25 protein-coding genes are annotated in these 23508 nt (G+C 57.6%); 15 read left to right on the plus strand and 10 right to left on the minus strand.

Annotated features, from left to right (window positions below; translation table 11 throughout):
• Positions 1-50 precede the first annotated feature (50 nt).
• Complete coding sequence (locus tag ASD54_RS08835) at positions 51-1049, minus strand: glycine betaine ABC transporter substrate-binding protein (RefSeq protein WP_062554216.1); 999 nt, start codon at positions 1047-1049, stop codon at positions 51-53.
• Positions 1050-1518: 469 nt separating this feature from the next.
• Here ASD54_RS08835 and cobU point away from each other — a divergent pair, with 469 nt between their 5' ends.
• Positions 1519-2046 (plus strand): bifunctional adenosylcobinamide kinase/adenosylcobinamide-phosphate guanylyltransferase, encoded by a 528-nt coding sequence (gene cobU / locus ASD54_RS08840; protein WP_062554217.1) that lies wholly within the window; start codon positions 1519-1521, stop codon positions 2044-2046.
• A 100-nt stretch (positions 2047-2146) separates the two neighbouring features.
• Here cobU and ASD54_RS08845 read toward each other — a convergent pair whose 3' ends face one another.
• Positions 2147-2932, minus strand: a complete 786-nt coding sequence (locus ASD54_RS08845; RefSeq protein WP_062554766.1) for a TSUP family transporter — start codon at positions 2930-2932, stop codon at positions 2147-2149.
• A gap of 189 nt (positions 2933-3121) precedes the next feature.
• Here ASD54_RS08845 and ASD54_RS08850 point away from each other — a divergent pair, with 189 nt between their 5' ends.
• The 7 genes from ASD54_RS08850 (at position 3122) to ASD54_RS08880 (ending at position 9567) form a co-directional block, all read left to right on the plus strand.
• Positions 3122-4081: a nucleoside hydrolase gene (locus tag ASD54_RS08850; RefSeq protein WP_062554218.1), complete on the plus strand. Its 960-nt coding sequence runs from the start codon at positions 3122-3124 to the stop codon at positions 4079-4081.
• Positions 4082-4218: 137 nt separating this feature from the next.
• Positions 4219-4503: an acyl carrier protein gene (locus tag ASD54_RS08855; protein ID WP_137137101.1), complete on the plus strand. Its 285-nt coding sequence runs from the start codon at positions 4219-4221 to the stop codon at positions 4501-4503.
• A gap of 22 nt (positions 4504-4525) precedes the next feature.
• On the plus strand, positions 4526-4996 hold the full coding sequence (locus ASD54_RS08860; RefSeq protein WP_062554219.1) for a 3-hydroxyacyl-ACP dehydratase FabZ family protein: 471 nt from the start codon (positions 4526-4528) through the stop codon (positions 4994-4996).
• 31 nt (positions 4997-5027) lie between these two features.
• The gene (locus ASD54_RS08865; RefSeq protein WP_062554220.1) at positions 5028-6233 is read left to right on the plus strand and encodes a beta-ketoacyl-ACP synthase; all 1206 of its coding nucleotides are present in this window, start codon (positions 5028-5030) and stop codon (positions 6231-6233) included.
• A 10-nt stretch (positions 6234-6243) separates the two neighbouring features.
• Positions 6244-7533, plus strand: a complete 1290-nt coding sequence (locus tag ASD54_RS08870) for a beta-ketoacyl-ACP synthase (RefSeq protein ID WP_062554767.1) — start codon at positions 6244-6246, stop codon at positions 7531-7533.
• Positions 7534-7598: 65 nt separating this feature from the next.
• Positions 7599-8627 (plus strand): zinc-binding dehydrogenase, encoded by a 1029-nt coding sequence (locus ASD54_RS08875; protein ID WP_062554221.1) that lies wholly within the window; start codon positions 7599-7601, stop codon positions 8625-8627.
• Positions 8628-8631: 4 nt separating this feature from the next.
• Positions 8632-9567 (plus strand): lipid A biosynthesis lauroyl acyltransferase, encoded by a 936-nt coding sequence (locus tag ASD54_RS08880; RefSeq protein ID WP_062554222.1) that lies wholly within the window; start codon positions 8632-8634, stop codon positions 9565-9567.
• Here the strand turns inward: ASD54_RS08880 and ASD54_RS08885 are convergent.
• On the minus strand, positions 9557-9970 hold the full coding sequence (locus ASD54_RS08885; RefSeq protein ID WP_062554768.1) for a hypothetical protein: 414 nt from the start codon (positions 9968-9970) through the stop codon (positions 9557-9559). The genes ASD54_RS08880 and ASD54_RS08885 overlap by 11 nt on opposite strands.
• A gap of 192 nt (positions 9971-10162) precedes the next feature.
• On the opposite strand from ASD54_RS08885, the gene gndA reads away from it, so the two are divergent.
• The 3 genes from gndA (at position 10163) to ASD54_RS08900 (ending at position 13251) form a co-directional block, all read left to right on the plus strand.
• A complete protein-coding gene (gndA, locus tag ASD54_RS08890) occupies positions 10163-11593 on the plus strand; it encodes an NADP-dependent phosphogluconate dehydrogenase (RefSeq protein WP_062554223.1) in 1431 nt (476 codons plus the stop codon).
• A gap of 108 nt (positions 11594-11701) precedes the next feature.
• On the plus strand, positions 11702-12745 hold the full coding sequence (gene mgrA / locus ASD54_RS08895; protein WP_062554224.1) for an L-glyceraldehyde 3-phosphate reductase: 1044 nt from the start codon (positions 11702-11704) through the stop codon (positions 12743-12745).
• Positions 12746-12921: 176 nt separating this feature from the next.
• Entirely contained in the window at positions 12922-13251 is a 330-nt protein-coding gene (locus ASD54_RS08900) for an RcnB family protein (RefSeq protein WP_062554225.1), read from the plus strand.
• A gap of 52 nt (positions 13252-13303) precedes the next feature.
• Here the strand turns inward: ASD54_RS08900 and zigA are convergent, their stop codons facing one another.
• Together zigA and znuA are read right to left on the minus strand one after the other, a co-directional pair.
• Positions 13304-14509 carry a zinc metallochaperone GTPase ZigA gene (gene zigA / locus ASD54_RS08905; protein WP_062554226.1) on the minus strand — a complete coding sequence of 402 codons (1206 nt, stop codon included), beginning with the start codon at positions 14507-14509 and terminating at the stop codon, positions 13304-13306.
• A 76-nt stretch (positions 14510-14585) separates the two neighbouring features.
• Positions 14586-15587 (minus strand): zinc ABC transporter substrate-binding protein ZnuA, encoded by a 1002-nt coding sequence (gene znuA / locus ASD54_RS08910; protein ID WP_062554227.1) that lies wholly within the window; start codon positions 15585-15587, stop codon positions 14586-14588.
• A gap of 98 nt (positions 15588-15685) precedes the next feature.
• On the opposite strand from znuA, the gene ASD54_RS08915 reads away from it, so the two are divergent.
• From ASD54_RS08915 to ASD54_RS08925, 3 genes are read left to right on the plus strand one after another with little or no spacing between them, the layout of a single operon-like run.
• On the plus strand, positions 15686-16579 hold the full coding sequence (locus ASD54_RS08915; protein WP_062554228.1) for a metal ABC transporter ATP-binding protein: 894 nt from the start codon (positions 15686-15688) through the stop codon (positions 16577-16579).
• Entirely contained in the window at positions 16572-17399 is an 828-nt protein-coding gene (locus ASD54_RS08920) for a metal ABC transporter permease (protein WP_062554769.1), read from the plus strand. The genes ASD54_RS08915 and ASD54_RS08920 overlap by 8 nt, the downstream gene beginning before the upstream one ends.
• Positions 17396-17794, plus strand: a complete 399-nt coding sequence (locus ASD54_RS08925) for a Fur family transcriptional regulator (RefSeq protein ID WP_062554229.1) — start codon at positions 17396-17398, stop codon at positions 17792-17794. Before ASD54_RS08920 ends, ASD54_RS08925 begins: the two co-directional genes overlap by 4 nt.
• Here the strand turns inward: ASD54_RS08925 and ASD54_RS08930 are convergent, their stop codons facing one another.
• From ASD54_RS08930 to ASD54_RS08950, 5 genes are all read right to left on the minus strand, one after another.
• On the minus strand, positions 17795-18994 hold the full coding sequence (locus ASD54_RS08930; protein ID WP_082547152.1) for a GGDEF domain-containing protein: 1200 nt from the start codon (positions 18992-18994) through the stop codon (positions 17795-17797).
• A 101-nt stretch (positions 18995-19095) separates the two neighbouring features.
• Positions 19096-19623, minus strand: coding sequence for a gamma carbonic anhydrase family protein (locus ASD54_RS08935; protein ID WP_062554231.1), 528 nt, complete (start codon positions 19621-19623; stop codon positions 19096-19098).
• Between the two features lie 24 nt (positions 19624-19647).
• Positions 19648-20343, minus strand: a complete 696-nt coding sequence (locus ASD54_RS08940) for a fumarylacetoacetate hydrolase family protein (RefSeq protein WP_062554232.1) — start codon at positions 20341-20343, stop codon at positions 19648-19650.
• A 173-nt stretch (positions 20344-20516) separates the two neighbouring features.
• Positions 20517-21545 carry an L-threonine 3-dehydrogenase gene (gene tdh, locus ASD54_RS08945; protein WP_062554233.1) on the minus strand — a complete coding sequence of 343 codons (1029 nt, stop codon included), beginning with the start codon at positions 21543-21545 and terminating at the stop codon, positions 20517-20519.
• 21 nt (positions 21546-21566) lie between these two features.
• The gene (locus tag ASD54_RS08950; protein ID WP_062554234.1) at positions 21567-22769 is read right to left on the minus strand and encodes a glycine C-acetyltransferase; all 1203 of its coding nucleotides are present in this window, start codon (positions 22767-22769) and stop codon (positions 21567-21569) included.
• 132 nt (positions 22770-22901) lie between these two features.
• Here ASD54_RS08950 and ASD54_RS08955 point away from each other — a divergent pair, with 132 nt between their 5' ends.
• Positions 22902-23474 carry an XRE family transcriptional regulator gene (locus ASD54_RS08955; RefSeq protein WP_062554235.1) on the plus strand — a complete coding sequence of 191 codons (573 nt, stop codon included), beginning with the start codon at positions 22902-22904 and terminating at the stop codon, positions 23472-23474.
• Positions 23475-23508: the final 34 nt, after the last annotated feature.

A 23508-nucleotide genomic window follows, 5' to 3' on the forward strand; every position in this document is an offset into this window, starting at 1 on the left:
AATCGAAGCGAAGGATACGGCGAACGATCCACGGCCTCAACATATCGCTCCTATAGGGTTGGCTTTATCCTGTCCGAAACTGAAACCGGAACCCATCTGGTCCAGATATCGAGGTTCTGGCGAAGGAAGTGCAGGGCGGCATCACGGTTGCTGGCGTTGTTTTCAGCCTGCCAAGCCATCAACGAGCTGATCGTCGCGTTGCCCCATTTGCGATTGCGCAGATAATCCGTAACGTCAGGGGCACGGTCCGACAGACCCTTTGATATGATAGTGAAGGCCTGGGACACGGGATAGGAATTGATCTTGGGATTGGCGCATCCGGCCCGGGACGTGCACTCATCCCACTCAAGCTGGTCGAAGGGAACGCCGAACGAAAGCTTGACCATGGGGTGCTCGCCCAGAATAGCCGTTGGCGCCCAATAATAACCCAGCCAGCCGCGCTTCTCATTCAAAGCTCTGGAAAGACCCGCGTTAAACTCCTCCGCTGAGCCTGCCGGCTTCAGGGAAAAACCCTTGCTTTCCGCACCCGTTGCCCGAAACAGGTTCTGCGTCGTGATGCTGCAGCTCCAGTCGGGAGGGCAACTGTGGACAACGCCCTGACGGCTTTCGCTGTTTTCTGCAAAGAGCTCGGGCTTGGCCAGCGCATCAGCAATGGTTCGCAGGTTCGGATGTTCATCCGCGACATATTTCGGGATCCACCACCCTTCCACGGCTCCATCGGCCAGGATCTCTGCTCCCTGCACAAGTTTGCCGGATGCATAGGCTTCGTTAAGTTCTGCATTGACGGAATTGACCCAGAGTTCCGGAGCAATGTCCGGAGTGCCTTGGTTGATCATGGTTCTGACCGTCGGGATGGTGTCGCCTGCGACAAGTTCGACATCGCAGCCGTAACCCGCTTCAAGAATGAGCTTGTCGACCTGTGCGGCAATGGCAGCCGAATTCCAGTTCATTTCCGCAATCGAGACGCGGCCGCACGCGGAAGCCTGAGCGGAAGCGGCAAATGCAAAGTAGGCCAAGAGCGCGCTTGCGCCGGTTGCACCATACCACATTGCCTGATCACTCCCTCTGTTGCTGCTCATCGCAGAATGTCGAGTTTATCCATCGCGGTTGTACAATGCCCTGATTCAGCCTTGACCAAAAGCAAATTGGGCTAAGTCTCACCTCGAATTGATAAATTCTTTTATAAAGCCTCACAAAATCCTGATGCACCATTTGGCTGATTGGGCCATGAAGATGGAAGTTTGTTTTGGCTGATAACCAGCCGGTAACGATTTGCACGCTATGCAGTTGACGCGGTCGTTTCCGCTCAGGCTCCGGCAGGTAGTGCGTACCGGAGCCAAACAAATCTTCGGTGCGGCTCGATGGTGAAGCCCCCTTGAACAACATGCTTGTTGTGCTAGCATATCTCCAAATACACCTGCGATATCGGCTACGATGAGCCCGGCGGCAACCTCTTTCGCTACGAATGTGCCGCTTTCGTAAGCCAATCGCGGGTGTTTTCGTTCTAGGTACACATAAATGACCGAATCGACGCGGTTCCGCGTGACTTTTGTTCTTGGTGGCGCCCGCTCCGGAAAATCCCGCTTCGCAGAAAACGTCGCTCTCCAGTCTGGACTTGATCGCCACTATCTCGCGACATCGCAAATCTATGATGACGAGATGCGCGAAAGGGTGGCGCTGCATCGTGAACAGCGCGGGGAGCACTGGACGACGCATGAAGAGCCGATGGCCCTCGTGGAAACGCTCGCTGGCATACAGTCCGACGACCGCGTGATTCTCGTCGATTGCCTGACCCTATGGGTGACCAATCTGATGATGGCCGAGCGTGATGTTTCACTCGAAAGTGCACGCCTAATCGATAGTCTCGCTGCTGGAGCAGGCCATTTCATTTTCGTTTCGAACGAGGTGGGTCTCGGCATTGTGCCGGACAACCGCATGGCGCGACAGTTTCGGGATCATGCCGGTCGCCTGCATCAGATGCTGGCTGCCAAGGCCGATGACGTCTTTTTCATCGCCGCAGGACTTCCGCTGAAAATGAAGGGCTAAAGCGCGTCGCGATCTTTCAGATTCGCTCCTCACGCTTGAAGTCTTTGTTTTATCGCATTTCGTTGCCGCAAAACCGCTGCACACTTTTGCGCGCCATGCTTTAGATGCCCAGCCAGACACGGATTGGATGGGTAGGATCTGCCAGCAATTTAGTGGCGAGTGCGACGCAGGAGATGACCAGCAGCGGCTTGATGATTTTTGCGCCGCTTCTCATTGCCAGACTGGAGCCGATCTGTGCGCCGATCAATTGTCCGACGCCCATCAGCAGACCAACCTTCCAGAGAATCGCTCCATTGATCGCGAAGACTGCGAGTGAACCGAGGTTTGAGCCGAGGTTCAGCAGCTTGGTATGGGCTGTTGCTTTCAACATTCCAAAACCTGCGAGAAGTACGAAGCCCAGCATGTAGAACGAGCCTGCGCCCGGCCCGAATACGCCATCGTAAAGCGCGACGAGGGGGACAGCAGTCACGGCAAAGACGGCGGGTGAAATCCGGCGGGTGCTATCCTGATCGGAGAGATTGGGCTTGAACGCGAAGAACAGCGCGATCCCGACGAGAAGAAACGGAATGGCTGCGCCCAGAAACTTGCCCGGCACATGCGAGGCGATGAGTGCACCGATGCCGCCGGCCGCAAATGCGATCAGCGCCATCGGTAACTGTGTCGACAGCTTCACATGTCCCTTCCGTGCGTAAGCTATGGTTGCCGAAGCCGCGCCAAAAGGCCCCTGCACCTTGTTCGTCGCCAGTGCCTCCAGAGGCGGAAGCCCTGCCAGAAGCAGGCAGGGAACGGTAATCAGTCCGCCGCCCCCTGCAATCGAATCAACGAATCCTGCGACGATTGCGGCAAGAAACAGGAACAGCAGCAGGTGAGTGGCGATGTCGTGCACGGGAATGGCTCGGTGATTGAGGCGGGCGTTGCCGCCTTCTGTCATTCAATCAGCACAGGCGCAAGATCGTCCATTCACGGAATTGCGGCGGACAATGCCGGTAAAAGGCGAGGGTCTGCAAGATGACATGCTTGCGCCGATACCAGCCGACGCTATTGTGCTGGCAAATTCGAATTCAGGAATTATCAAATGAACAAGGTCATTTTCGACACGGATCCCGGTATCGACGATGCGATGGCGCTGCTTTTTCTGGCGCGTCATCCTCAGATCGATCTGATTGGCGTCACGACTGTTTTTGGCAATGCGCCGATCGAACTGACGACACGGAACGCGCTTTATCTGACAGAAGCCTGGGATATCGCGGCTCCGGTTGCCAAGGGGGCTGGCGAGACATTCGATCCTGCACGCGGCGGCAGCTATTGGCCGACGGCCATTCACGGACATAACGGAATCGGTGACGTTGCAGTCCCGGAAGCCGTTTCGCGCCAGGCCGATCCTCGCCCTGCCTACCAGTTCATCATCGATACCGTCCGCGCCAATCCGAAAGAGGTTGCGCTCATAGCCGTTGGACGCATGACCAATCTGGCTCTTGCCTTGAAGGCTGACCCGGAGATTGCCCAGTTGGTCAAGCAGGTCATCATCATGGGTGGCGCCTTCGACGTGAACGGCAATGTTTCGCCGGCGGCGGAAGCCAATATTCATGGCGATCCGGAAGCGGCAGATGTGGTGATGACAGCAAACTGGCCGGTGGTCGTGATCGGGCTCGATGTCACAATGAAGACCGTGATGACGAGCGGTTATCTGGCAAAAATGGTTGAGAGCGGTCGCTCGGACGTCAAGCTTCTGTCGGATATCTCGCAGCTCTATATCGAGTTCTACAAAGGTCGTGTCGGCGATGGTATGGTGGTGCACGATAGTTGTGCCGCCGTCTATCTCGTCCGTCCGGATCTGTTCGAGACGCGTACAGGTGCGATTCGGGTTGTCTGCGGCGGCATTGCCGATGGCCAGACGATCCAGAAGCCGGACGGGCGTGGTTTTCCGCCGAGTGCGTGGGATAACCTGCCGAGCCAGACAGTTGCGACAGGTATAAAGCCGGATTCCGTGCTCGAAGTCATTCGTGCGGCTTTGGTGGAAGGCATTGCGGGCTGAGGTGCTGCCTCATTACCCGTGCAATTTGATGTTTAGGCAACAGTGTCGGTGCAAAATATTGCTCCGCACTCAGCAGGCCATTGGCATTGCAGTCGGTTTTCCCTATGTGGAACCCTGACTGACAGAATTCAGAGGATATGAGCGTGACCGCTACATTCGATAAAGTCGCTGACATCATCGCTGAAACCAGCGAGATCGACCGCGAAACCATTACGCCGGAAAGCCACACGATCGACGATCTGGGCATCGACAGCCTGGACTTCCTCGATATCGTTTTTGCGATCGACAAGGAATTCGGCATCAAGATCCCGCTCGAGCAGTGGACGCAGGAAGTCAACGAAGGCAAGGTTTCCACGGAAGAGTATTTCGTGCTGAAAAACCTCTGCGCCAAGATTGACGAACTGAGGGCAGCAAAGGGCTGAAAAGCCCTGGCTGAGGGAGCGTATGCTTCTTGAATATTTCCAGATGATCGACCGCGTTGAAGCGGTCGATTTGTCATCCAAAACGCTCAAGGCACGGTCCGTCGTTCCGGCGAAAAGCCCCGTATTCGAGGGGCATTTTCCTGGAATGCCGCTCGTGCCCGGCGTTCTTCTGATTGAAACCATGGCGCAGGCCAGCGGCTTCATGATTCTTGCCGCTTCCAATTTTGCAGCGATGCCATTCCTGATGTCTGTTGATGGCGCAAAGATGCGGACATTCGTTGAGCCTGAGGCGGTTCTCGATATCGAGGCGTTTCTGGAGCATGAAGGGTCTGGCTACGCCGTGACCAAGGCGAAGATTTCGTCTGCCGGCAAGAAGGTCTGCGATGCACAGCTCAAGCTGCGCACCATGCCATTTGAGGAAGTGCCTCTTGCGGACATCGTGCGCAAGCGCGCCGCTGAAGTTGGGCTGTTGAGTGCGCTTGCCGCCCAATAAGGGCATGCGCATCTGAAAGGTTGAACCTGAGATGAGCAAGTCAGCCAATGACGTTGTGATTACCGGCGTCGGTATCGTCACCTGCCGTGGTGTCGGCAAGGAGCCGCATGTGGCCCTGCTGACCGGCGCGGAAGTTCTTCCGCCGCGGGTGGATAGCGAGCGCTTCAAGCCTTATCCTGTTCACCCGATGCCGGAAATCGACTGGTCGCAGCAGATCCCCAAGCGCGGTGATCAGCGTCAGATGGAAAACTGGCAGCGTCTCGGTGTGTTCGCCGCCGGTCTTGCGCTGGAAGATGCAGGTCTGAAGGAAAACGCGGAAGCTTGCGGCACGATGGATATGATCGTGGCTGCCGGCGGCGGCGAGCGTGATATCAAGGTCGACAGCCTGATCGTTGATGAGGCGCTGAAGCGCAACGACCGCGAGCGTCTTTTGAATGAGAAGCTGACAACCGAGCTTCGTCCGACGCTGTTCCTTGCCCAGCTTTCCAACCTTCTGGCTGGCAATATCTCCATCGTCCACAAGGTCACCGGTTCATCCCGCACCTTCATGGGCGAAGAGGCGGCGGGCATTTCCGCCGTCGAAACGGCCTATCATCGCATCAAGTCCGGCCAGTCCACCCATTCGCTGGTGGGCGGTGCCTTCGTGGCCGAGCGCGCCGACATCATTCTGCTTGTCGAAGGCATTCGCGCTCATCAGACCGGTGAATGGAAGCCGCTCTGGACTCGAGATGGCAGCGAAGGTGGCGGCATGATCATGGGCTCTGTCGGCGCATTCCTCGTTCTGGAATCCCGCCAGTATGCTGAAGCGCGTGGCGCGCATATCTACGCGGTTGTCGATGCCATCGATGCTGACCGTGGATCGCGAGACGATGGTGGTCTCGAAAAGCGGCTGCAACGGCTTGCGGCGGAGGTTGCGCCCAAGCTCGGTGATGACGTGGTCGTTTTCTCCGGATCGACTGGAATGAGCGATCTTGCCGCACGCGAAAAATCAGTGCTTGAGGCGTCGTTCAATGGCGCGGCCATTCGCGGGTTTGGCGGCGTGACAGGACATGCCATGGAAGCGCAGTTCCCGCTTGGCCTGGCGCTTGCGGCACTCGCGCTGGATGGCAAGGCCACCATTCCGGCCTTCGATCCGGATCACGAAACGAAGATGCAGGGAGCCGCGGCAAAGGCTGTGGTGACCACGGTCGGTTATATCCGGGGCGAGGGACTTGCCGTCCTTTCGGCGAACGGTTGAGGAATCGATGATGAGCACGAAAGCATTCAAGGATCACCTGGGCCGTCCCATTATCGCCGTAACCGGCATGGGTGTCATCACCTCGCTGGGGCAGGGGCTGCAGGATAACTGGTCTGCACTGACCTCCGGTAAATCCGGCATCCACAAGATCGAGCGCTTCCCGACCGAGGGGCTCTCCACCCGCATCAGCGGTACTGTGGATTTCATCCAAATCCCGCGGGAAAACGCTGTTGAGCGGTCGTTTGCCTTTGCGCGCGAGACAACGCGCGAAGCGCTGGCCCAGGCTGGCCTGTCCGGTGATTTCAACGGTCCGCTCTTTCTGGCAGCGCCACCGGTAGAGCCGGAATGGAATGCGCGTTTCGAGCTTGCCGATCGTGCGCCGCCGCCGCAGGCGGAAGCAGATGCCTATGATCGTTTTCTGGCGGCCATGCGTGAACGGCCAGATCCGGCCTTTCTCGAGGCCGTTCAATTCGGTTCTATCTCAGAGCGCCTTTCCGACATGTTCGGCACGCGCGGTCTACCGGTCACGCTGTCCACAGCCTGTGCATCCGGTGCAACTGCGATCCAGCTTGGCGTCGAAGCCATTCGCCAGGGCCGGACTGATCGTGCGCTGACGGTTGCGACTGACGGATCTGTGAGTGCAGAAGCCTTGATTCGCTTTTCGCTGCTGTCCGCCCTGTCCACGCAGAACGACCCGCCGGAAAAGGCGTCCAAGCCGTTCAGCAAGGATCGTGATGGCTTCGTCATCGCGGAAGGTGCGGCAACGCTTGTTCTGGAATCGCTGGAATCCGCCGTCGCGCGCGGCGCAAAGGTTCTGGGTATCCTGAAGGGTTGCGGCGAAAAGGCCGATCACTTCCACCGTACACGGTCTTCACCGGATGGTGGGCCGGCCATCGCGACAATCCGCGCTGCGTTGGAAGATGCTGGCATGGATGAAAGCGGCATCGGGTACATCAATGCGCACGGCACTTCGACGCCGGAAAACGACAAGATGGAATACGGCGCGATGCTGGCGGTGTTCGGCGATCGTTTGAAGGACGGCATTCCTTGTTCGTCCAACAAATCGATGATCGGCCATACGCTGACGGCTGCCGGTGCGGTGGAAGCCGTGTTCTCGATCCAGACCATGCTGACGGGAACGCTGCCGCCGACCATCAACCATGTGAACCCGGATCCGGCCATCGTTCTGGATGTGGTGCCGAACACGAAGCGCGATCAGCAGGTTTCTGCCGTGCTTTCCAATTCGTTTGGCTTCGGTGGTCAGAACGCAAGTCTTGTCATGACGGCTGAGCCAGCCTAAAAGCCGGTTCAACTCAGGCTATTCTGCCCAAACAGTTTTGACGCCTTCTGGCGAAGGAATATCTCATGCGCGCTTTGCAACTGATCGATGATCGCCGTCTTGAAGCAACCGACATCCCTGAGCCGGACGCTCCGGCGCCGGGTGAAGTGACGCTTCGGGTCAAGGCGGTTGCGCTGAACCATATCGATGTCTGGGGCTGGCGCGGCATGGCATTTGCCAAGCGCAAGATGCCGCTTACCATCGGTGCGGAAGCTTCCGGCGTGGTCGAATCTATCGGTCCGGGTGTTTCCAACGTTCTGCCGGGTCAGCTGGTATCTGTCTATGGTGCGCGCACTTGCGGCCTCTGCAAGCCGTGCCGCGAGGGTCGCGATAACCTGTGTGAACATGTCCAGGGCGTGCACGGCTTCCATCTGGATGGCTTTGCCCAGGAAAAGATCAATATCCCGGCCCGCCAGCTGGTCCCGGCGCCTCCGGGCGTTGATGCTGTCGCGGCGGCTCTTGCGCCTGTGACCTTCGGTACCGTGGAGCACATGCTGTTCGACAATGCCAAGCTGGAGCCGGGCGAGACGATCCTCGTTCACGCTGGCGGATCTGGCATTGGTAGCGCCGCAATCCAGCTGGCCAAGAAAATGGGCTGCACGGTGATCACCACGGTTGGCTCCGACGACAAGATCGAGAAGGCCAAGGCGCTCGGTGCCGATCACGTGATCAACTATCGTACAGACCGTTTCGAAGGCGTGGTGCGCAAGATCACGAAGAAGAAGGGCGTGGACGTGGTGTTCGAACACGTCGGCAAGGACACCTGGGCCGGTTCCATGCTGTGCATGAAGCGCGGTGGTCGTCTGGTGACCTGCGGTTCCACATCCGGTGTTTCGACCGATATCAATCTGATGATGCTGTTCCAGCAACAGCTGAAGCTACTGGGCTCCTTTGGATGCCGCATGGAAAACATGGCCAACGCCATGCAGAAGATGGCGCGGGGTATCGTGCATCCGGTGATTGATACCGAAGTGACGTTCGACGAGATCGACAAGGCGCTGGAGCGCATGGAAGGCCGTCGGATCTTCGGGAAAATCGTGTTGCGGATGGATTGATCCGGTGAAGATGTTCATCACCCGGATTGTGTTGGCCGCACGGAAGTTTCGTCAGTGGTTTCTGGCGCAGATCACGTTCGGCTTTCTCAATCTGCTGAAGCTTCTGCCTGCGGATCCTGCCATTCGCTTTGCCGATTGGCTGGTTCGCAAGATCGGTCCGATGACCGGTCGCCATAAGCTGATGCTGGTGAACCTTGCCAATGCTTTTCCCGAAAAATCCGAGGAAGAGCGACTTGATATCGCGCTGGCGAGCTGGGGCCATATGGGCAGGCTCGCAGCCGAGTACGTCTTCCTCGATCGATTGTTTGACTTCGATCCGGCAGCGGAAAAGCCGGGACGGATCGAGGTATCGGGTATTCCGCTGTTTCTGGATCTTCGGGACAATCCGCGCCCGTTCATTGTCTTTACGGCGCATACCGGCAATTTCGAACTGCTTCCCGTGGCAGGTGCCGCCTTCGGCCTGAATGTGACGGTGATGTTCCGTCCACCGAACAATCCATACATTGCGGAAAAGGTATTCAACTTCCGCTCGGCGCGCATGGGCAAGCTTGTGCCGTCCCATGCGGGTTCCTCCTTTGCGCTCGCGCGCCAATTGGAGGCGGGCAAGGGCATCGGTGTGCTGGTGGACCAGAAGTTCCAGAAGGGCCTGATGACACGCTTCTTCGGCAATCCGGTGCAGACAAACCCGCTGTTGGCGAAGCTCGTTCGTCAGTTCGATTGCGAGGTCTACCCCGCTCGCTGCATCCGTTTGGCGGATAATCGCTACCGTCTGGAGATCGAACCGCGGATCGAGATCCCACGCACGGCTACAGGGGCCGTCGATGTTCAGGCCACGGGTCAGCTCCTAAACGACAAGGTGGAGAGCTGGGTTCGGGAGCATCCGGAGCAGTGGCTTTGGTATCACGATCGCTGGAACATAAAGCACAGCATCAAGCGCTGATCTCTGCTTCCATGATCCGCTTCAGATTGCCGAGATCGGTCTCGACATGGCGGGAATCCTGTTCGAATTGTTCCTCCGACATGCCGGGCAGTCTCGTGACCAGGAATATGGCCTCTGCACCGTCGCCGTTCTGTACGATACGAAATGCATTGTAGACGATCATGCCGGACGGCATCTCAACCCAGTGATCGACTATCCCATGCTCATTCTGAGGGGAGAAGCGAACCTTGATTTCACCGAGCGGGCCACCATCCACCAACCAATGGTCTCCCGCATTCTGTAGGCCGCTGCCAAGGCCCGATGCCCACCGCGCCATGTTCTCAGGCTTGCAAGCGAAGTCATAGACCTGCTTCCAGTCTCGCTCGATGGATGTATGGATCGCCTTTGCTTCAAGCACCGGCATCATCTGTTCTCCTTCCTCCCACTGATTTATGGTGCGTTTCCTCATGAAGGCAAGTGTTCACCGTGCGAGGCTAAAACGATCCATGCATGTTCATTCGTATCTGAAAATTTAATCGATTTGCCATGGCTTTTGCCTTGCCGATTACCTAACTGAGTGCCACAACACCCATCCAATCTTTATGGAGGTTCGTCCGTGGAACAGGCAGAAATCGGCCTTATTGGTCTTGGCGTTATGGGTTCAAACCTGGCTTTGAACATCGCGGAAAAAGGCAACAAGATTGCCGTTTTCAACCGTAGCCCGGAGGCCACGAAAAAGTTCTTTGCCGAAGCCGGAGCCCTGCAGGGGCAGATCATTCCTTGCGAGACGTTAGAAGAATTCGTTGCTGCCATCCGCCCGCCGCGCCCGATCATCATCATGATCAAGGCTGGTGAGCCGGTCGATCAGCAGATGGAGCTTCTGAAGCCCTATCTTGATGCTGGCGACATCATGATCGACGCAGGGAATGCCAATTTCCGCGACACCATCCGTCGTTTCGACTCTCTCAAGGATAGCCCGCTGACCTTCATCGGCATGGGTGTTTCCGGCGGGGAAGAGGGCGCACGCCATGGTCCTTCCATCATGGTGGGTGGCACTGAGGATAGCTGGAAGCGTGTCGAGAAGGTGCTGACATCCATCTCGGCCAAGTTCAACGGCGACCCTTGCGTGGCCTGGCTCGGCAATGACGGAGCAGGGCATTTCGTCAAGACGATCCACAACGGTATCGAATATGCCGACATGCAGATGATCGCCGAAATCTACGGCATTCTGCGCGACGGGATGAAGCTCTCGGCCAGTGAGATCGGTCAGGTCTTCGGTCGCTGGAATGAAGGGCGCCTGAATTCCTATCTGATCGAGATCACCGAGAAGGTTCTGGCCGCAACCGACCCGGTGACGGGTAAGCCCATGGTCGACATGATCCTTGATGCCGCTGGCCAGAAGGGTACGGGCAAGTGGTCCGTCATCGAGGCACAGAATCTGGGCGTTGCTGCAACCGGCATTGAGGCTGCTGTTGCTGGCCGCATTCTCTCCAGCCAGAAGGTGGAGCGCGAGGCGGCTGAGAAAATCCTGGGTCTGCCGCAGACGGTTGCCATGCCGAGCACGGACGGCCTTTCGTTCCTGGATGATCTCGAAAATGCGCTGCTGGCCGCCAAGATCGGTGCCTATGCGCAGGGCTTTGCCGTCATGGCGGCGGCATCGAAGGAGTATGGTTGGAACCTGCCGATGCCGACGATTGCCCGCATCTGGCGCGCTGGCTGCATCATCCGCTCGCAGTTCCTGGACGAAATCACGTCCGCCTTCACGAAGGATCCGGACACGGCAAACCTCATCGTAACGCCTGCGTTCTCGAAGCTGGTACAGGAAACCGATGGCGCGCTTCGCCGTGTGGTTTCCACGGCGGTCATGTCTGGTCTGCCAGTGCCGGCGCTGTCTTCGGCTCTTGCCTATTTCGATAGCTACCGTCGCGGCCGAGGCACGGCCAACCTCATTCAGGCGCAGCGTGACTTCTTCGGTGCCCACGGCTTCGATCGCGTTGACGGCGTAGACAAGCATCACGGTCCATGGGGCAGCGGTCTCAACGCGTAACACAAGAATGGCAGGGTGCGGAGAGGATGCGCCCTGCCGTTTTTCTTTCTGGCATCAACGCCAACCGCCTTTTACGCGCATTTCCAATTGCAATTCGGAGGAGAAATCATGGCCTGGCAACCGGCTGAAGATCGTTATTCCCGTATGAAATACAATCGCTGTGGCCGCTCCGGCCTCAAGCTTCCGGCGCTTTCACTCGGGCTCTGGCACAATTTCGGCGATGACACACCGCACCAGCGCAAGCGTGATATCTGCCGCAAGGCGTTCGATCTTGGCATCACACACTTTGATCTCGCCAACAATTACGGCCCGCTGCCAGGTAGCGCTGAAACGGCGTTCGGAGAGATCCTGAGAACGGATTTCGCAGGCTATCGTGATGAACTCATCATCTCGTCCAAGGCAGGCTACAACATGTGGCCGGGTCCATACGGCGAGTGGGGAAGCCGAAAATACCTCATCGCCTCCTGCGATCAGTCGCTGAAGCGCATGGGTCTCGATTACGTCGATATCTTCTATTCCCACCGGTTTGACCCGGATACGCCGTTGGAAGAAACATGCGGTGCTCTGGACCATATCGTGCGGTCGGGCAGGGCGCTCTATGTCGGCATCTCCTCGTACAATTCGAAGCGGACGCAGGAGGCTGCGGCAATCTTGAAGGATCTGGGCACACCTTGTCTCATTCACCAGCCCAGCTATTCCATCATCAATCGCTGGGTGGAAGAAGATGGCCTTCTGAATACGCTGGACGATCTCGGCATTGGCTCCATCGTGTTCTCGCCTCTGGCGCAGGGCATGCTGACGTCCAAGTATCTCGGCGGTATTCCAGATGACAGCCGTGCCGCGCAGGGCAAATCCTTGCGGCCTGCTTTCCTCAATGACCGCAACATCGAGAACCTGCGCGGGCTGAATGCCATTGCTGAAAAGCGTGGGCAGACACTTGCGCAGATGGCAATTGCCTGGGTGCTGCGTGGTGGCCGCGTGACCTCTGCGCTGATTGGCGCCAGCCGTCCCGAGCAGGTGGAAGATTGCGTGAAGGCGCTCGAGAAGCCGGATTTCTCCGAGGCGGAACTTTCCGACATCGAGGTCTTCGCGAAGGATGCCGACATCAACCTTTGGGCTGCATCGGCAGAGCGCGAAGGGCCTTCGCGGTAATTGAACTGTTGGCTGTGCGATCCGATCCTGTTCGGGTCGCACGCCCCGATAAAACTCGACCTGTTTTGTTAATGCAAGTTCATGTTTTCATTGCTTATTTGTAATATATGAGTTCATATCGCATTCATCTTTGCGGCCGTACTTTCGCTTCATCGAACATACGAAAGGACGCTGAGATGAAAACGATCGTAACCTTGTTGACCGCCGCCACCATTCTGGCAGCACCGATGGCACAGGCTCAGGATCATCGCGGACACGGTCCGGATCGCACCAGAACCGTTGAGCGAACCGTGATCGAGAAGCGGACGATCGTCAAGAAACAGCGTTGGCATCGCGGACAAAAGCTCTCGCGCGCTGAGCGCGCGCGTCTGGCGGAAATCCGCGATTATCGCCGCTATCGTCTTTCGGCGCCCCCGCGTGGCTATCACTGGGTCCGCGTGAACAATGAGTTTCTGCTGATCGGTGTCACCAGCGGTATTATTGCCAACATCATTGCTGGTCGCTGACCCGTGGAAACCTGGGCCGCCGCATCATCCTGCGGCGGCCTCGGCCTTTCGCTTAGGCAGCCTTGGGAGACCAACTCGCGAATGGATCTGGCAGGTCGCGCCAGCGGTCTGGCTGGAAGCTCTTGTCCTTCAGCAGGCAGGCGTCCAGTTCCGCCCGGATCCAGGCTTCGTCCATCGGGTCGGCACCGATGAACACCAGTTCCTGGCGACGATCCCCCCAGACCGGATCGAGATAGCGGGCAAGGCCATCGCGGAAACCATTGTCCTGCGGCCATTGCTCACGAGGCACAGCATCCCACCAGAGGCCCAGCTTCTGTGTCCTGATGATCGCTCCCGCCTGTGAAAGCTCGCCAACATGGTAGGGTCTTGTCGCCAGCCAGAAGAAGCCTTTCGCCCTGATGACACCCGGCCAGGACTTGCTGATGAAGCGGTGCAGTTTTTCTGGATCAAAGGGGCGGCGTTGACGGTAGACGAATGAGCGGATGCCGTATTCTTCGGTCTCCGGCACATGGTCCTTGAAACCATGCAATTCCTTGAACCAGAGTGGATGGGTTTCCGCTTTGCCGAATTCAAACAGTCCGGTGCCCAGAATCTGCTTTGGCTCCACCATACCGAAATCGGTCTCGATGATTTTTGCGACAGGGTTCAGTCCGCTGATGATTTTGCGGGCGGCATCGACCTCGTCCGGCGTCGCGGCAGACACCTTGTTGAGGATGACGACGTCGGCGAACTCGATCTGCTCTACCAGAAGGTCCACCAGGGTGCGATCGTCGCCATCACCTGCGGTTTCTCCCCGGTCTGCGAGAAAATCGGAGGAGCCATAATCTTTCAGCAGATTTGCCGCGTCGACCACTGTCACCATCGTGTCCAGCCGTGCGACGTCTGAAAGACTGTTACCGTCTTCATCGCGAAATTCAAATGTAGCGGCGACGGGTAGCGGTTCTGCAATGCCGGTCGATTCGATCAGCAGGTAGTCAAAACGCTTTTGCTCGGCCAGTTGACGCACCTCGGTCAGAAGGTCGTCGCGCAGCGTACAACAGATGCAGCCATTGGTCATTTCTACCAGTTGTTCCTCAGTGCGCGATAGATTGGCCTCACCTTCGCGTACGAGACTGGCGTCGATATTCACCTCGCTCATGTCGTTCACAATCAGCGCAACGCGAAGACCATCGCGATTGGCGAGGATGTGATTCAAAAGGGTGGTTTTGCCTGCGCCCAGAAAACCGGAAAGGACGGTAACGGGAAGTCTATTATCCATCGCAGAATTCCTATTTGTTATAACATTACATATTGAGTTCCAAAAAAGGGCGCATCATTTAGCGCCCTCTCTATCGTTAGGCGTCTTTTCCCAGGCAATCGACAAGGGATTTGGCCATGCTGCGCATGAGGCTGAAGTAGAGCTCTGGCCCTTCCTTCAGTGTTGCGCCTTCAGGGTCCAGAGTGCCACTCTTGGCCTTCGTACCTGCGGTTACGACATCAATCAACTTTGGCTGAAACTGCGGCTCCGCGAAGACGCAGACGGCATTCAGCGACGCCAGCTTCTTGTGGATCTCGCTCAGCCGTTCCGCGCCCGGTACGGTTTCCGGGCTGACAGTGATCGAGCCCACGACATTGATGTCATAGTGATGCTCGAAATACTGATAGGCGTCGTGGAAGACCACAAGCGGCTTGGCTTTCACTGGCGCCAGCGCACTGCGGATCTCCTGATCCAAGGCGTCGATTTTTTTCTCAAGTTCCGCAGCATTGCGATTGTAGATCGCAACGTGCTCCGGATCGGCCTTGATCAAGCGCGCCTGAATCTCCTTCACCATTGCCTTGGCGTTCGACGGATCCAGCCAAAGATGCATGTCGAAACCTTCATGATCGTGATCGTCATGCCCGGCCTCTGTAGCGTGATCGTGCTTGTCATGGTCGTGCTTGGCATGATCATGGCCGGCATGGTCATCGTGACCCTCGTCCGAGTGATCGTGGCTCTCGAATGTACCGCCCTCGCGCAGCTTCAGTTTTGCGACGCCTGGAGCTTCCGACAGCGCGACGACCGTTGCCTTCTTGCCCAGAGCATCCAGCGGCTTCTCCAGGAAGGCTTCGAGGTTTTCTCCGACCCAGAAAATCACATCCGCCTTTTCAAGCGAACGGGCGTTCGAAGGCTTCATCGTAAAGGTATGCGGCGAGGCAGCACCTTCCACAATCAGCTTCGGCACGGCAACGCCTTCCATTACCGCCGCGACGAGAGAATGGATTGGCTTGACGGAAACCACGACCTCCGGTGCTGCCAAAGCACTACTTGCGGCGAAAACCGAAGCGGTTGCAAAGAGGGCGGCGAGGGAAGTCTTCATGTCTGGCTCCTTGAATGTGTCACGTAATGTTATTACATGAATTGTGTTACCCTATAACGTGTGCAATAGCAGAGGGCAACACCAGAACAGGATTTTTCATGCTGGCTGAGCCGGGCACCTCCGATCGAATTCTCGTGACCATGTCGAATGCGGGCATCCGCCGACAAGGGCGGTGGCTCGTGCGCGGCATCGATCTCACGCTTCGTAAAGGCGAGATCGTTACATTGATCGGCCCGAACGGAGCGGGCAAATCCACAACCGCAAAGCTTGCCATTGGCGTTCTGAAGGCGGACGAGGGGCAGGTGCAGCGGTCTGCGGGCCTCAAGGTGGGCTACGTTCCCCAAAAGCTCGCCATAGATCGGACTATGCCTTTAACCGTCGAACGGCTGATGAGGCTTACGGGGCCACTGAGCAAGGACAGGCTGGATGCGGCGCTGGATGCGGTTTCGATCCCGCATCTTGTGAAGGCGGAAGTACAGCACCTGTCCGGCGGTGAATTTCAACGTGCGCTTCTTGCCCGTGCGATTGCCCGAGATCCTGACTTGCTGGTTTTGGATGAGCCCGTTCAGGGCGTGGATTTTGCCGGGGAGACGGCGCTTTACCAGTTGATTGGCGAGATCAGGGACAAGACCGGTTGTGGCATCCTCATGATCTCGCACGATCTGCATGTGGTGATGGCAGCCACCGATACGGTTGTATGCCTGAATGGCCATGTCTGTTGCCGTGGAACGCCTGCTGCCGTCAGCCAGAGCGAGGACTATCGTCGATTGTTCGGCGCGTCCCGCCCCGGCATTGCCTTCTACAATCACCAACATGACCATACACACCTGCCCGATGGGCGCGTCCAGCATCGGGATGGTACCATCACCGATCACTGCCACCCCGAGGATGGACATCATTACGACGGCCATGATCATCATCACGGTCATGAACATAGTCACGACCACAAGCACGTCCATGCGCCCGGCCTGGCGGGGGATCGCCATGCTTGACGATTTCTTCATTCGCGCTCTACTGGCTGGAGTGGGTCTCGCGCTTACAACTGGACCTTTGGGCTGTCTCGTTGTCTGGCGGCGTATGGCTTACTTCGGCGATACGATGGCACATTCGGCGCTGCTGGGCGTGGCGCTCTCCCTGTTGCTGGAAGCCAATCTATTGATCAGCGTATTCGCTGTTGCTGTAGCCGTCTCTCTTCTGCTGCTTTTGTTGCAGAGGGTGCATGCACTTTCAGCGGATTCGCTGCTTGGCATCCTGTCTCACTCGACGCTCGCCATTGGCCTTGTGATGGTGGCGTTCATGACCTGGGTCCGGATTGATCTGATCGGTTATCTATTCGGTGATATCCTCGCGGTGACCTGGATGGATATCGCGTTGATCTGGGGCGGTGGCACTCTGGTGCTGGTCAGCCTGGTGTTTCTCTGGCGGCCTCTGGTCGCTTCTACAGTCAGCCATGAACTGGCTGAGGCTGAGGGGCTGCACCCGGAGCGGGCCCGCCTTTGCTTCATGCTGCTGATGGCGCTGGTCATTGCAATCGCAATGAAGATCGTCGGCATCATGTTGATCACCGCGCTGCTCATCATTCCCGCCGCAACGGCGCGCCAGTTCGCCGGCAGCCCCGAACGCATGGCGGTTCTCGCCTCCATCTTTGGTGCGGTATCGGTCGTGCTCGGCCTGTTCGGTTCGCTTTATCAGGATACGCCTTCGGGGCCATCTATCGTTGTTGCGGCCCTGCTTCTTTTCATCATCAGTCTTCTGCCGCGACCCGGTCGTCGGGAAGCGCAGACTGATCTCATTTCAGGAGGACGCCGATGAGTACGGTCAATCTCACCAAGAACCAGACTTTGGTGCTCGATGTGCTGACCCGATCCGAGGGGCCTCTGAGCGCCTATACCATTCTCGACAAGCTGCGAGATCATGGGTTTCGGGCACCGTTGCAGGTCTACAGGGCGCTGGAAAAGCTGCTGGAATTTGGCCTGGTGCATCGGCTGGAAAGCTTGAATTCCTTCGTGGCCTGCGCGCATCGCGAACATACATGCTGCTCGCATGGTACAGTGGCTTTCGCGATCTGCGAGAGCTGCGGTCATGTCAGTGAGTTTCATGATCATGTAATCGATGATCAACTGAACCAGTGGACGCGCGGCAAGGGGTTCAAACCTTCGAAAACCACCATCGAGATACGCGGGCTCTGCGCTGCCTGCAACAATTGATCAGGCAGCGAGCGCCGTGGTGATGGTACGGTTGCGTCCGCGCTCCTTGGCCTCGTAGAGCGCTGTATCAGCTGCTTGCATGATGGACGTCGCTGAGGGTCCCGTCATGATGGCCAAGCCGATGCTGACTGTCACGGGCGGCAGATCTTGAGGCCACTGCGCCTGCATTGCCGCGTGAATTCGGGATGCAACGCGATCGGCACCGTCCGGACTGGTATCCCGCAGAATGATCGCAAATTCCTCGCCGCCGATGCGGGCGATGATATCCTGTTCCCGGCGGGTTTGCTCCGAAATTCGTGTGGCCACTTCTTTCAGGCACGCATCGCCAGCCGGATGGCCGTGCGTGTCGTTGTACCGTTTGAAGTGGTCCACATCGATTAGAAGCAATCCGAGGACGCCGTACTGTTCGCGCGCATTCCGGCAGGCAAGTTCGAACTCGAGGTCGAAGCGGCGGCGATTTGAAACACCCGTGAGAGCGTCCGTATAGGAAATTTCGCTCAGTTCCTGGTTTGCCTGTTCCATGTCCTGCGTACGGATCTGTTCGCGCAGAATGAGCAGATACAGGTGCCGCATGGTTGCATCATGTCGGAAGTTGGCAAGCAGGGTAATGATCGTGGCCGCGATCAGGAACGTTATGGCGAGGATTGTCTGGTCGTCGAACTTGACCATTCTTTGCCATGTCATCAGGACGGTGGTCAGACACACGCCGACCGACAGGGTCGTCGCCACCCGCGGCCTGAGGTGAAATACGATATTGATGACGATGAGATAGAGCCCGATGCTGAACGCAAGGTGAGCAGCCGTCGAACCGCGCATTTCGACCAGAACGTTCAGCATGACCGCGCCCCAGACGAGGCTCGCTGCGATCGACCAGTCCCGGAAGACATGGTTCAGAAACCGGTTGCTGACCCAGATCACGAAAAGAATTGGCAGGGTCGTGCAAAAGAAACGGATCCCGAAGAACTGCCAGATCAGACCGGACGCGAATTTATAGTCAAGAATCAGGCCGCAGTTGAAGAGCGCCAGACAGATGGCTGCGGCAGGCAGCGACTTTCGGGATCTCATCTCGGCGGAATAGGCACCGTAGGAATGGGATAGCGCCTTGGGGAAACGCATTTTGCGCGGGGCCTGGGCTAACGCCTCATCCACCAACGATCTGAGTGGACGTTTGTCGTCCAATTGAAAGCGTGTATCGATCATCGATTCCCACCTGTCCGCGTCAAGCGGCGGTCCTATGCTTGAGGCGAAGCTAAGCGGGAAAAGTAAATTTTGTTCTTATGATTTTAATCAGACGTCTATTGCTAAATCTCCTTTAGTTCAGATGCAAAGCGCTTCCAGTTCTCTGTATAGTTGAGTGCCGAAGCTTTGAGCTTCGCCGCTGATGCCTCATCCAGTGTACGGATAGCCTTGGCTGGCGAGCCGACGATCAGCGAATTATCGGGAAACTCCTTGCCCTCCGTCACAAGCGCATTGGCACCGACAAGGCAGTTGTTGCCGATCTTTGCACCGTTGAGGATTGTGGCGCCCATCCCGATCAGCGAATTGTTGCCGATAATGCAGCCGTGAATGATGGCGGAATGGCCGATCGTGCAGTCTTCACCGATTGTTGTCGGCGAACCCCAGTCTGTGTGGATCACGGTATTTTCCTGAATGTTGGTGCGAGCACCGATCGTGATCCATTCATTGTCGCCGCGCAGGACCGCACCGAACCAGATGCCGACATCTTCTGCGAGATCGACCTTGCCCATCACATGCGCGCCGGGCGCGATCCAGTAGCGATCGGATGCAGGTAGCTTCGGTTCGAATTCGCCCAGCGCATATATCGGCATGACAGATGTCCTCCCAGACTTTGATCAGATGACGGTCACAGAAAACTCTGCGACACCTTCCGCGGCACAGGCGATGTGGTCGCCTCTGACGATCGGGCCAACACCTGCAGGGGTTCCTGTCATGATGATATCGCCTGCCGCCAGCGTAAAGAGCTTCGATAGTTCAACGATGATTTCCGGCAGCTTCCAGATCATCTGCGCCATGTCGCCGGTTTGCTTGCGCTCTCCATTCACATCGAGCCAGATGGCGCCTGTATGCGGGTGACCAGTCGTTTCGACGGGAACGAGTGCGGAAACCGGAGCCGATGCTTCAAACGCCTTTGCCGCTTCCCAGGGGCGACCCGCCTTCTTGATGGCGGCCTGCAAATCGCGACGGGTGAAGTCGATTCCCACGCCGTAACCCCAGACACAGTCCAGCGCGTCCGACAGCGCGATGTTGTCGCCGCCGGCTTTCAGCGCCATGACGAGTTCCACTTCGAAGTGAACATCCTCCGAGAGGGGAGGATAGGGAAAACGTCCGTCCGTTACGAGGTTTTGCGGGTTCTTCTGGAAGAAGAAGGGTGGCTCACGGGAAGGATCGTGGCCCATTTCTATGGCATGGTCGGCATAGTTGCGGCCAACGCAATATACGCGGCGGACTGGGAAGGTGGCTGAGGAGCCCTTGACCGGTAGCAGTGTCAGCGGCGGTGCCGGAATGACGGTTGTGGTCGCGTCGGTCATGGTGTCTCTCCTCAATGCCTTTTACAGTGCTGTTTTGCTTAGGACATTTTTCAGAGATCTGAAATTGATTCTGCATGCGAGGATGCAGAATCCTGCATCGGCGAACTTCAGGATGCGGTCGCGAACGCATTTGCGCTTTCGCGACCGATCAGTCGGGAGGAGAGGGTTCGTCGTCAGGTCGTCCAGTCCAGAACGATCTTGCCGCTATTGCCGCCCTGCATGATATCGAAGCCGGTCTTGAACTCGCTGGCGGACATCCGGTGCGTGATGACCTTGCGGACATCCAGCCCACTTTCCAGCATGGCAAGCATCTTGTGCCAGGTTTCGAACATTTCGCGGCCGTAGATGCCCTTGATGGTCAGCATCTTGAAGACGACATTGGTCCAGTCGACGGGCGCAGGGCGTGCCGGAATGCCCAGCATGGCAATCTTGCCGCCCATGACCAGATGATCGACCATCTGCGCGAAAGCGGGCGGAGCGCCGCTCATTTCCAGCCCGATGTCGAAGCCCTCCTTCATGCCTAGGCGGGCCTTTACGTCGTGCAGATCTTCCTTGCTGACATCGACCGGGACAACATCCGCGACCTCACCCGCGAGCGCAAGGCGCGTGGGGTTGATGTCGGTGATGACCACGTGCCGAGCGCCAACATGGCGGGCAATGGCCGCCGCCATGATGCCTATCGGCCCGGCGCCGGTGATCAGCACATCTTCGCCGACGAGATCGAAGGAGAGGGCGGTGTGGACTGCATTGCCGAGCGGATCGAGAATTGCGCCCAGTTCATCATCGACGCTATCGGGCAGCGGTACGACGTTGAAGGCGGGCAGTGCCAGATATTCGGCAAAAGCGCCGGGGATGTTGACGCCGATGCCCTTGGTTTCCGGGTCGAGGTGATAACGCCCACCGCGCGCGGCGCGGCTTTTCATGCCGATGACATGGCCTTCGCCCGATACGCGCTGCCCGATCTGCAGATTGCGGACATTCGAGCCGACCTGAACGATTTCGCCTGCATATTCATGGCCGACCACCATGGGTACCGGAACTGTTCTCTGCGCCCATTCGTCCCAGGCATAGATGTGGATGTCGGTGCCGCAGATGCCGGTCTTGCGGATCTTCACCAGAACGTCGTCCGGTCCGATTTCGGGCACTGGCCGCTCTTCCAGCCAGAGACCCGGCTGAGCGTGCGCTTTGACAAGAGCTTTCACGAGTAATCTCCCAGAAACAAATCAGATGATGCCGAGCGACTTGCCGGCATCGGTAAAGGCGGCGATGGCGAAATCGATGTCTTGTGTCGTCAGCGCGGCAGACATCTGCGTGCGAATGCGGGCTTTGCCCTTTGGCACGACCGGGAAGAAGAAACCCGCGACGAACACCCCACGCTCATCCAGTGCGCGCGCCATGTCCTGCGCCAGCCGTGCTTCGTGCAGCATGACGGGAATGATGGGGGTTTCGCCCTGCAACAGTTCAAACCCGGCTGTCTGCATGCCTTCGCGAAAACGCTTCGTATGGGCTGCCAGCGTTATCCGCCGATCATCGGCCTGTTCTGCAATCTCGATCGCCTTGATGGAACCTGCGGCAACGGCAGGTGCAAGGCTGTTGGAGAAGAGATAGGGGCGGGCGCGCTGGCGCAAGAGATCGATGATCGGCTGCGATGCGGCCACATAGCCGCCCATGGCGCCGCCGAGGCTCTTGCCCAGCGTGCCGGTCAGAATATCCACCTTCTGACCAACGCCGGTGAGGGTGGGCGTTCCTCGTCCTGCTTCACCCAGATGGCCGGTGGCATGGCAATCATCCACCATCACGAGTGCGTTGTAGCGTTCTGCCAGTTCGCAGATGGCGGGCAGGTTGGCGATATAGCCATCCATGGAAAACACGCCGTCGGTGACAATCAGCTTGAAGCGTGAGCCTGCCAGATCCGCCTCTTTCAAGCGATCTTCCAGTTCGTTCATGTCGCCATTGGTAAAGCGAAAGCGCTTGGCCTTGCACAGACGCACGCCATCGATGATCGAGGCGTGGTTGAGGCTATCGGAGATGATCGCGTCCTCGGCTTCGAGCAGCGGCTCGAAGACACCGCCATTGGCATCGAAACAGGCGGCAAAGAGAATTGCGTCATCCTTGCCCAGATAGCGGGCGATGGTGTGCTCGAGTTCACGGTGGAGCGTCTGCGTGCCGCAGATGAACCGGACGGACGCCATGCCAAAGCCGAATGCATCCAGCCCATGCTTTGCTGCAGCAATGATTTCAGGGTGGTCGGCCAGCCCGAGATAATTGTTGGCGCAGAGATTGACCACGCGACGGTCACCACCAGCGGCCGAAATCGTGATCGAGCCGCTCTGTGGACTGGTGATGTTGCGTTCGCGCTTGTAGAGGCCATCCGCCTCAATCTGCGTCAGAACCTGCCTGATGTGATCTTCCAGTTTGAGCGACATGGATCCTCCATTCCGTTATGTCGGAAAAATTCACTATATTGGATCATTCGTCAAGAGTGATCCACTTAAATCGATGCTTTTGATAGTGAACGAATTCCGATATAAAGGAATTCTGGTTCAAGATATGCGAGGATGCCCTTGTCGAAACGAACGCCCAAGATTGGTCCTGCCGTACAGAAGGAGCGCAAGCGAAAGGGGCTGACGCTGGAACAGCTTGCGCTGCGCTCGGGCGTTTCCAAATCCATGCTCAGCCAGATAGAGCGGGGCGAGGCAAATCCCACCTTCGCCGTCGTCTGGAGCCTGACGCAGGCGCTGGAGATCGATGTTGCCGAATTGATCGGCGGGACGTCCTCCCAGAGACAGACAGTGCAGATCGAGATTACCACCGGAACCCTGACGCCGCGTATTCAAAGCGCTGACGGGCTTTGTCAGCTCAAGATACTCGGTCCGCCGAGACTGGCGGGCCAGACCGAATGGTATGAGGTGGAAATTCAACCGGGCGGCAGGCTGGAAAGTGATCCGCATACGCTTGGCACCTTCGAGCATTTCACGTCTCTGGATGGCGAATTCCAGGTGCAGAGCGGCGCGGTGAGTGTCGTCCTCAAGGAGGGTGAAACCGCGCATTATCCCGCTGACGTGGCGCATGCCATTGCCAATGCAGGCACCGAAACCGTGCGCGGACTGCTGGTGGTTCTGTATAAATAGGCGGGTCATGCTGCGGGTTCTTTCCTCCGGCATC

Origin of the sequence: Rhizobium sp. Root149 (genome assembly GCF_001427345.1) — a bacterium.
GTDB classification, from domain to species: Bacteria; Pseudomonadota; Alphaproteobacteria; order Rhizobiales; family Rhizobiaceae; genus Neorhizobium; species Neorhizobium rhizoryzae.

Bases quoted from the DNA above. Each gene is read 5' to 3' on its own strand.
- ASD54_RS08885 (WP_062554768.1), bottom strand. From the start codon at position 9,970: ATGCCGGTGCTTGAAGCAAAGGCGATCCATACATCCATCGAGCGAGAC.
- mgrA (WP_062554224.1), top strand. From the start codon at position 11,702: ATGGCCTGGCAACCGGCTGAAGATCGTTATTCCCGTATGAAATACAAT.
- zigA (WP_062554226.1), bottom strand. From the start codon at position 14,509: ATGGATAATAGACTTCCCGTTACCGTCCTTTCCGGTTTTCTGGGCGCA.
- ASD54_RS08855 (WP_137137101.1), top strand. From the start codon at position 4,219: ATGAGCGTGACCGCTACATTCGATAAAGTCGCTGACATCATCGCTGAA.
- ASD54_RS08915 (WP_062554228.1), top strand. From the start codon at position 15,686: ATGCTGGCTGAGCCGGGCACCTCCGATCGAATTCTCGTGACCATGTCG.
- ASD54_RS08955 (WP_062554235.1), top strand. From the start codon at position 22,902: ATGCCCTTGTCGAAACGAACGCCCAAGATTGGTCCTGCCGTACAGAAG.
- ASD54_RS08850 (WP_062554218.1), top strand. From the start codon at position 3,122: ATGAACAAGGTCATTTTCGACACGGATCCCGGTATCGACGATGCGATG.
- ASD54_RS08900 (WP_062554225.1), top strand. From the start codon at position 12,922: ATGAAAACGATCGTAACCTTGTTGACCGCCGCCACCATTCTGGCAGCA.
- ASD54_RS08875 (WP_062554221.1), top strand. From the start codon at position 7,599: ATGCGCGCTTTGCAACTGATCGATGATCGCCGTCTTGAAGCAACCGAC.
- ASD54_RS08925 (WP_062554229.1), top strand. From the start codon at position 17,396: ATGAGTACGGTCAATCTCACCAAGAACCAGACTTTGGTGCTCGATGTG.
- ASD54_RS08930 (WP_082547152.1), bottom strand. From the start codon at position 18,994: ATGATCGATACACGCTTTCAATTGGACGACAAACGTCCACTCAGATCG.
- ASD54_RS08950 (WP_062554234.1), bottom strand. From the start codon at position 22,769: ATGTCGCTCAAACTGGAAGATCACATCAGGCAGGTTCTGACGCAGATT.
- ASD54_RS08835 (WP_062554216.1), bottom strand. From the start codon at position 1,049: ATGTGGTATGGTGCAACCGGCGCAAGCGCGCTCTTGGCCTACTTTGCA.
- ASD54_RS08935 (WP_062554231.1), bottom strand. From the start codon at position 19,623: ATGCCGATATATGCGCTGGGCGAATTCGAACCGAAGCTACCTGCATCC.
- ASD54_RS08865 (WP_062554220.1), top strand. From the start codon at position 5,028: ATGAGCAAGTCAGCCAATGACGTTGTGATTACCGGCGTCGGTATCGTC.
- znuA (WP_062554227.1), bottom strand. From the start codon at position 15,587: ATGAAGACTTCCCTCGCCGCCCTCTTTGCAACCGCTTCGGTTTTCGCC.
- cobU (WP_062554217.1), top strand. From the start codon at position 1,519: ATGACCGAATCGACGCGGTTCCGCGTGACTTTTGTTCTTGGTGGCGCC.
- ASD54_RS08920 (WP_062554769.1), top strand. From the start codon at position 16,572: ATGCTTGACGATTTCTTCATTCGCGCTCTACTGGCTGGAGTGGGTCTC.
- ASD54_RS08860 (WP_062554219.1), top strand. From the start codon at position 4,526: ATGCTTCTTGAATATTTCCAGATGATCGACCGCGTTGAAGCGGTCGAT.
- ASD54_RS08940 (WP_062554232.1), bottom strand. From the start codon at position 20,343: ATGACCGACGCGACCACAACCGTCATTCCGGCACCGCCGCTGACACTG.
- ASD54_RS08870 (WP_062554767.1), top strand. From the start codon at position 6,244: ATGAGCACGAAAGCATTCAAGGATCACCTGGGCCGTCCCATTATCGCC.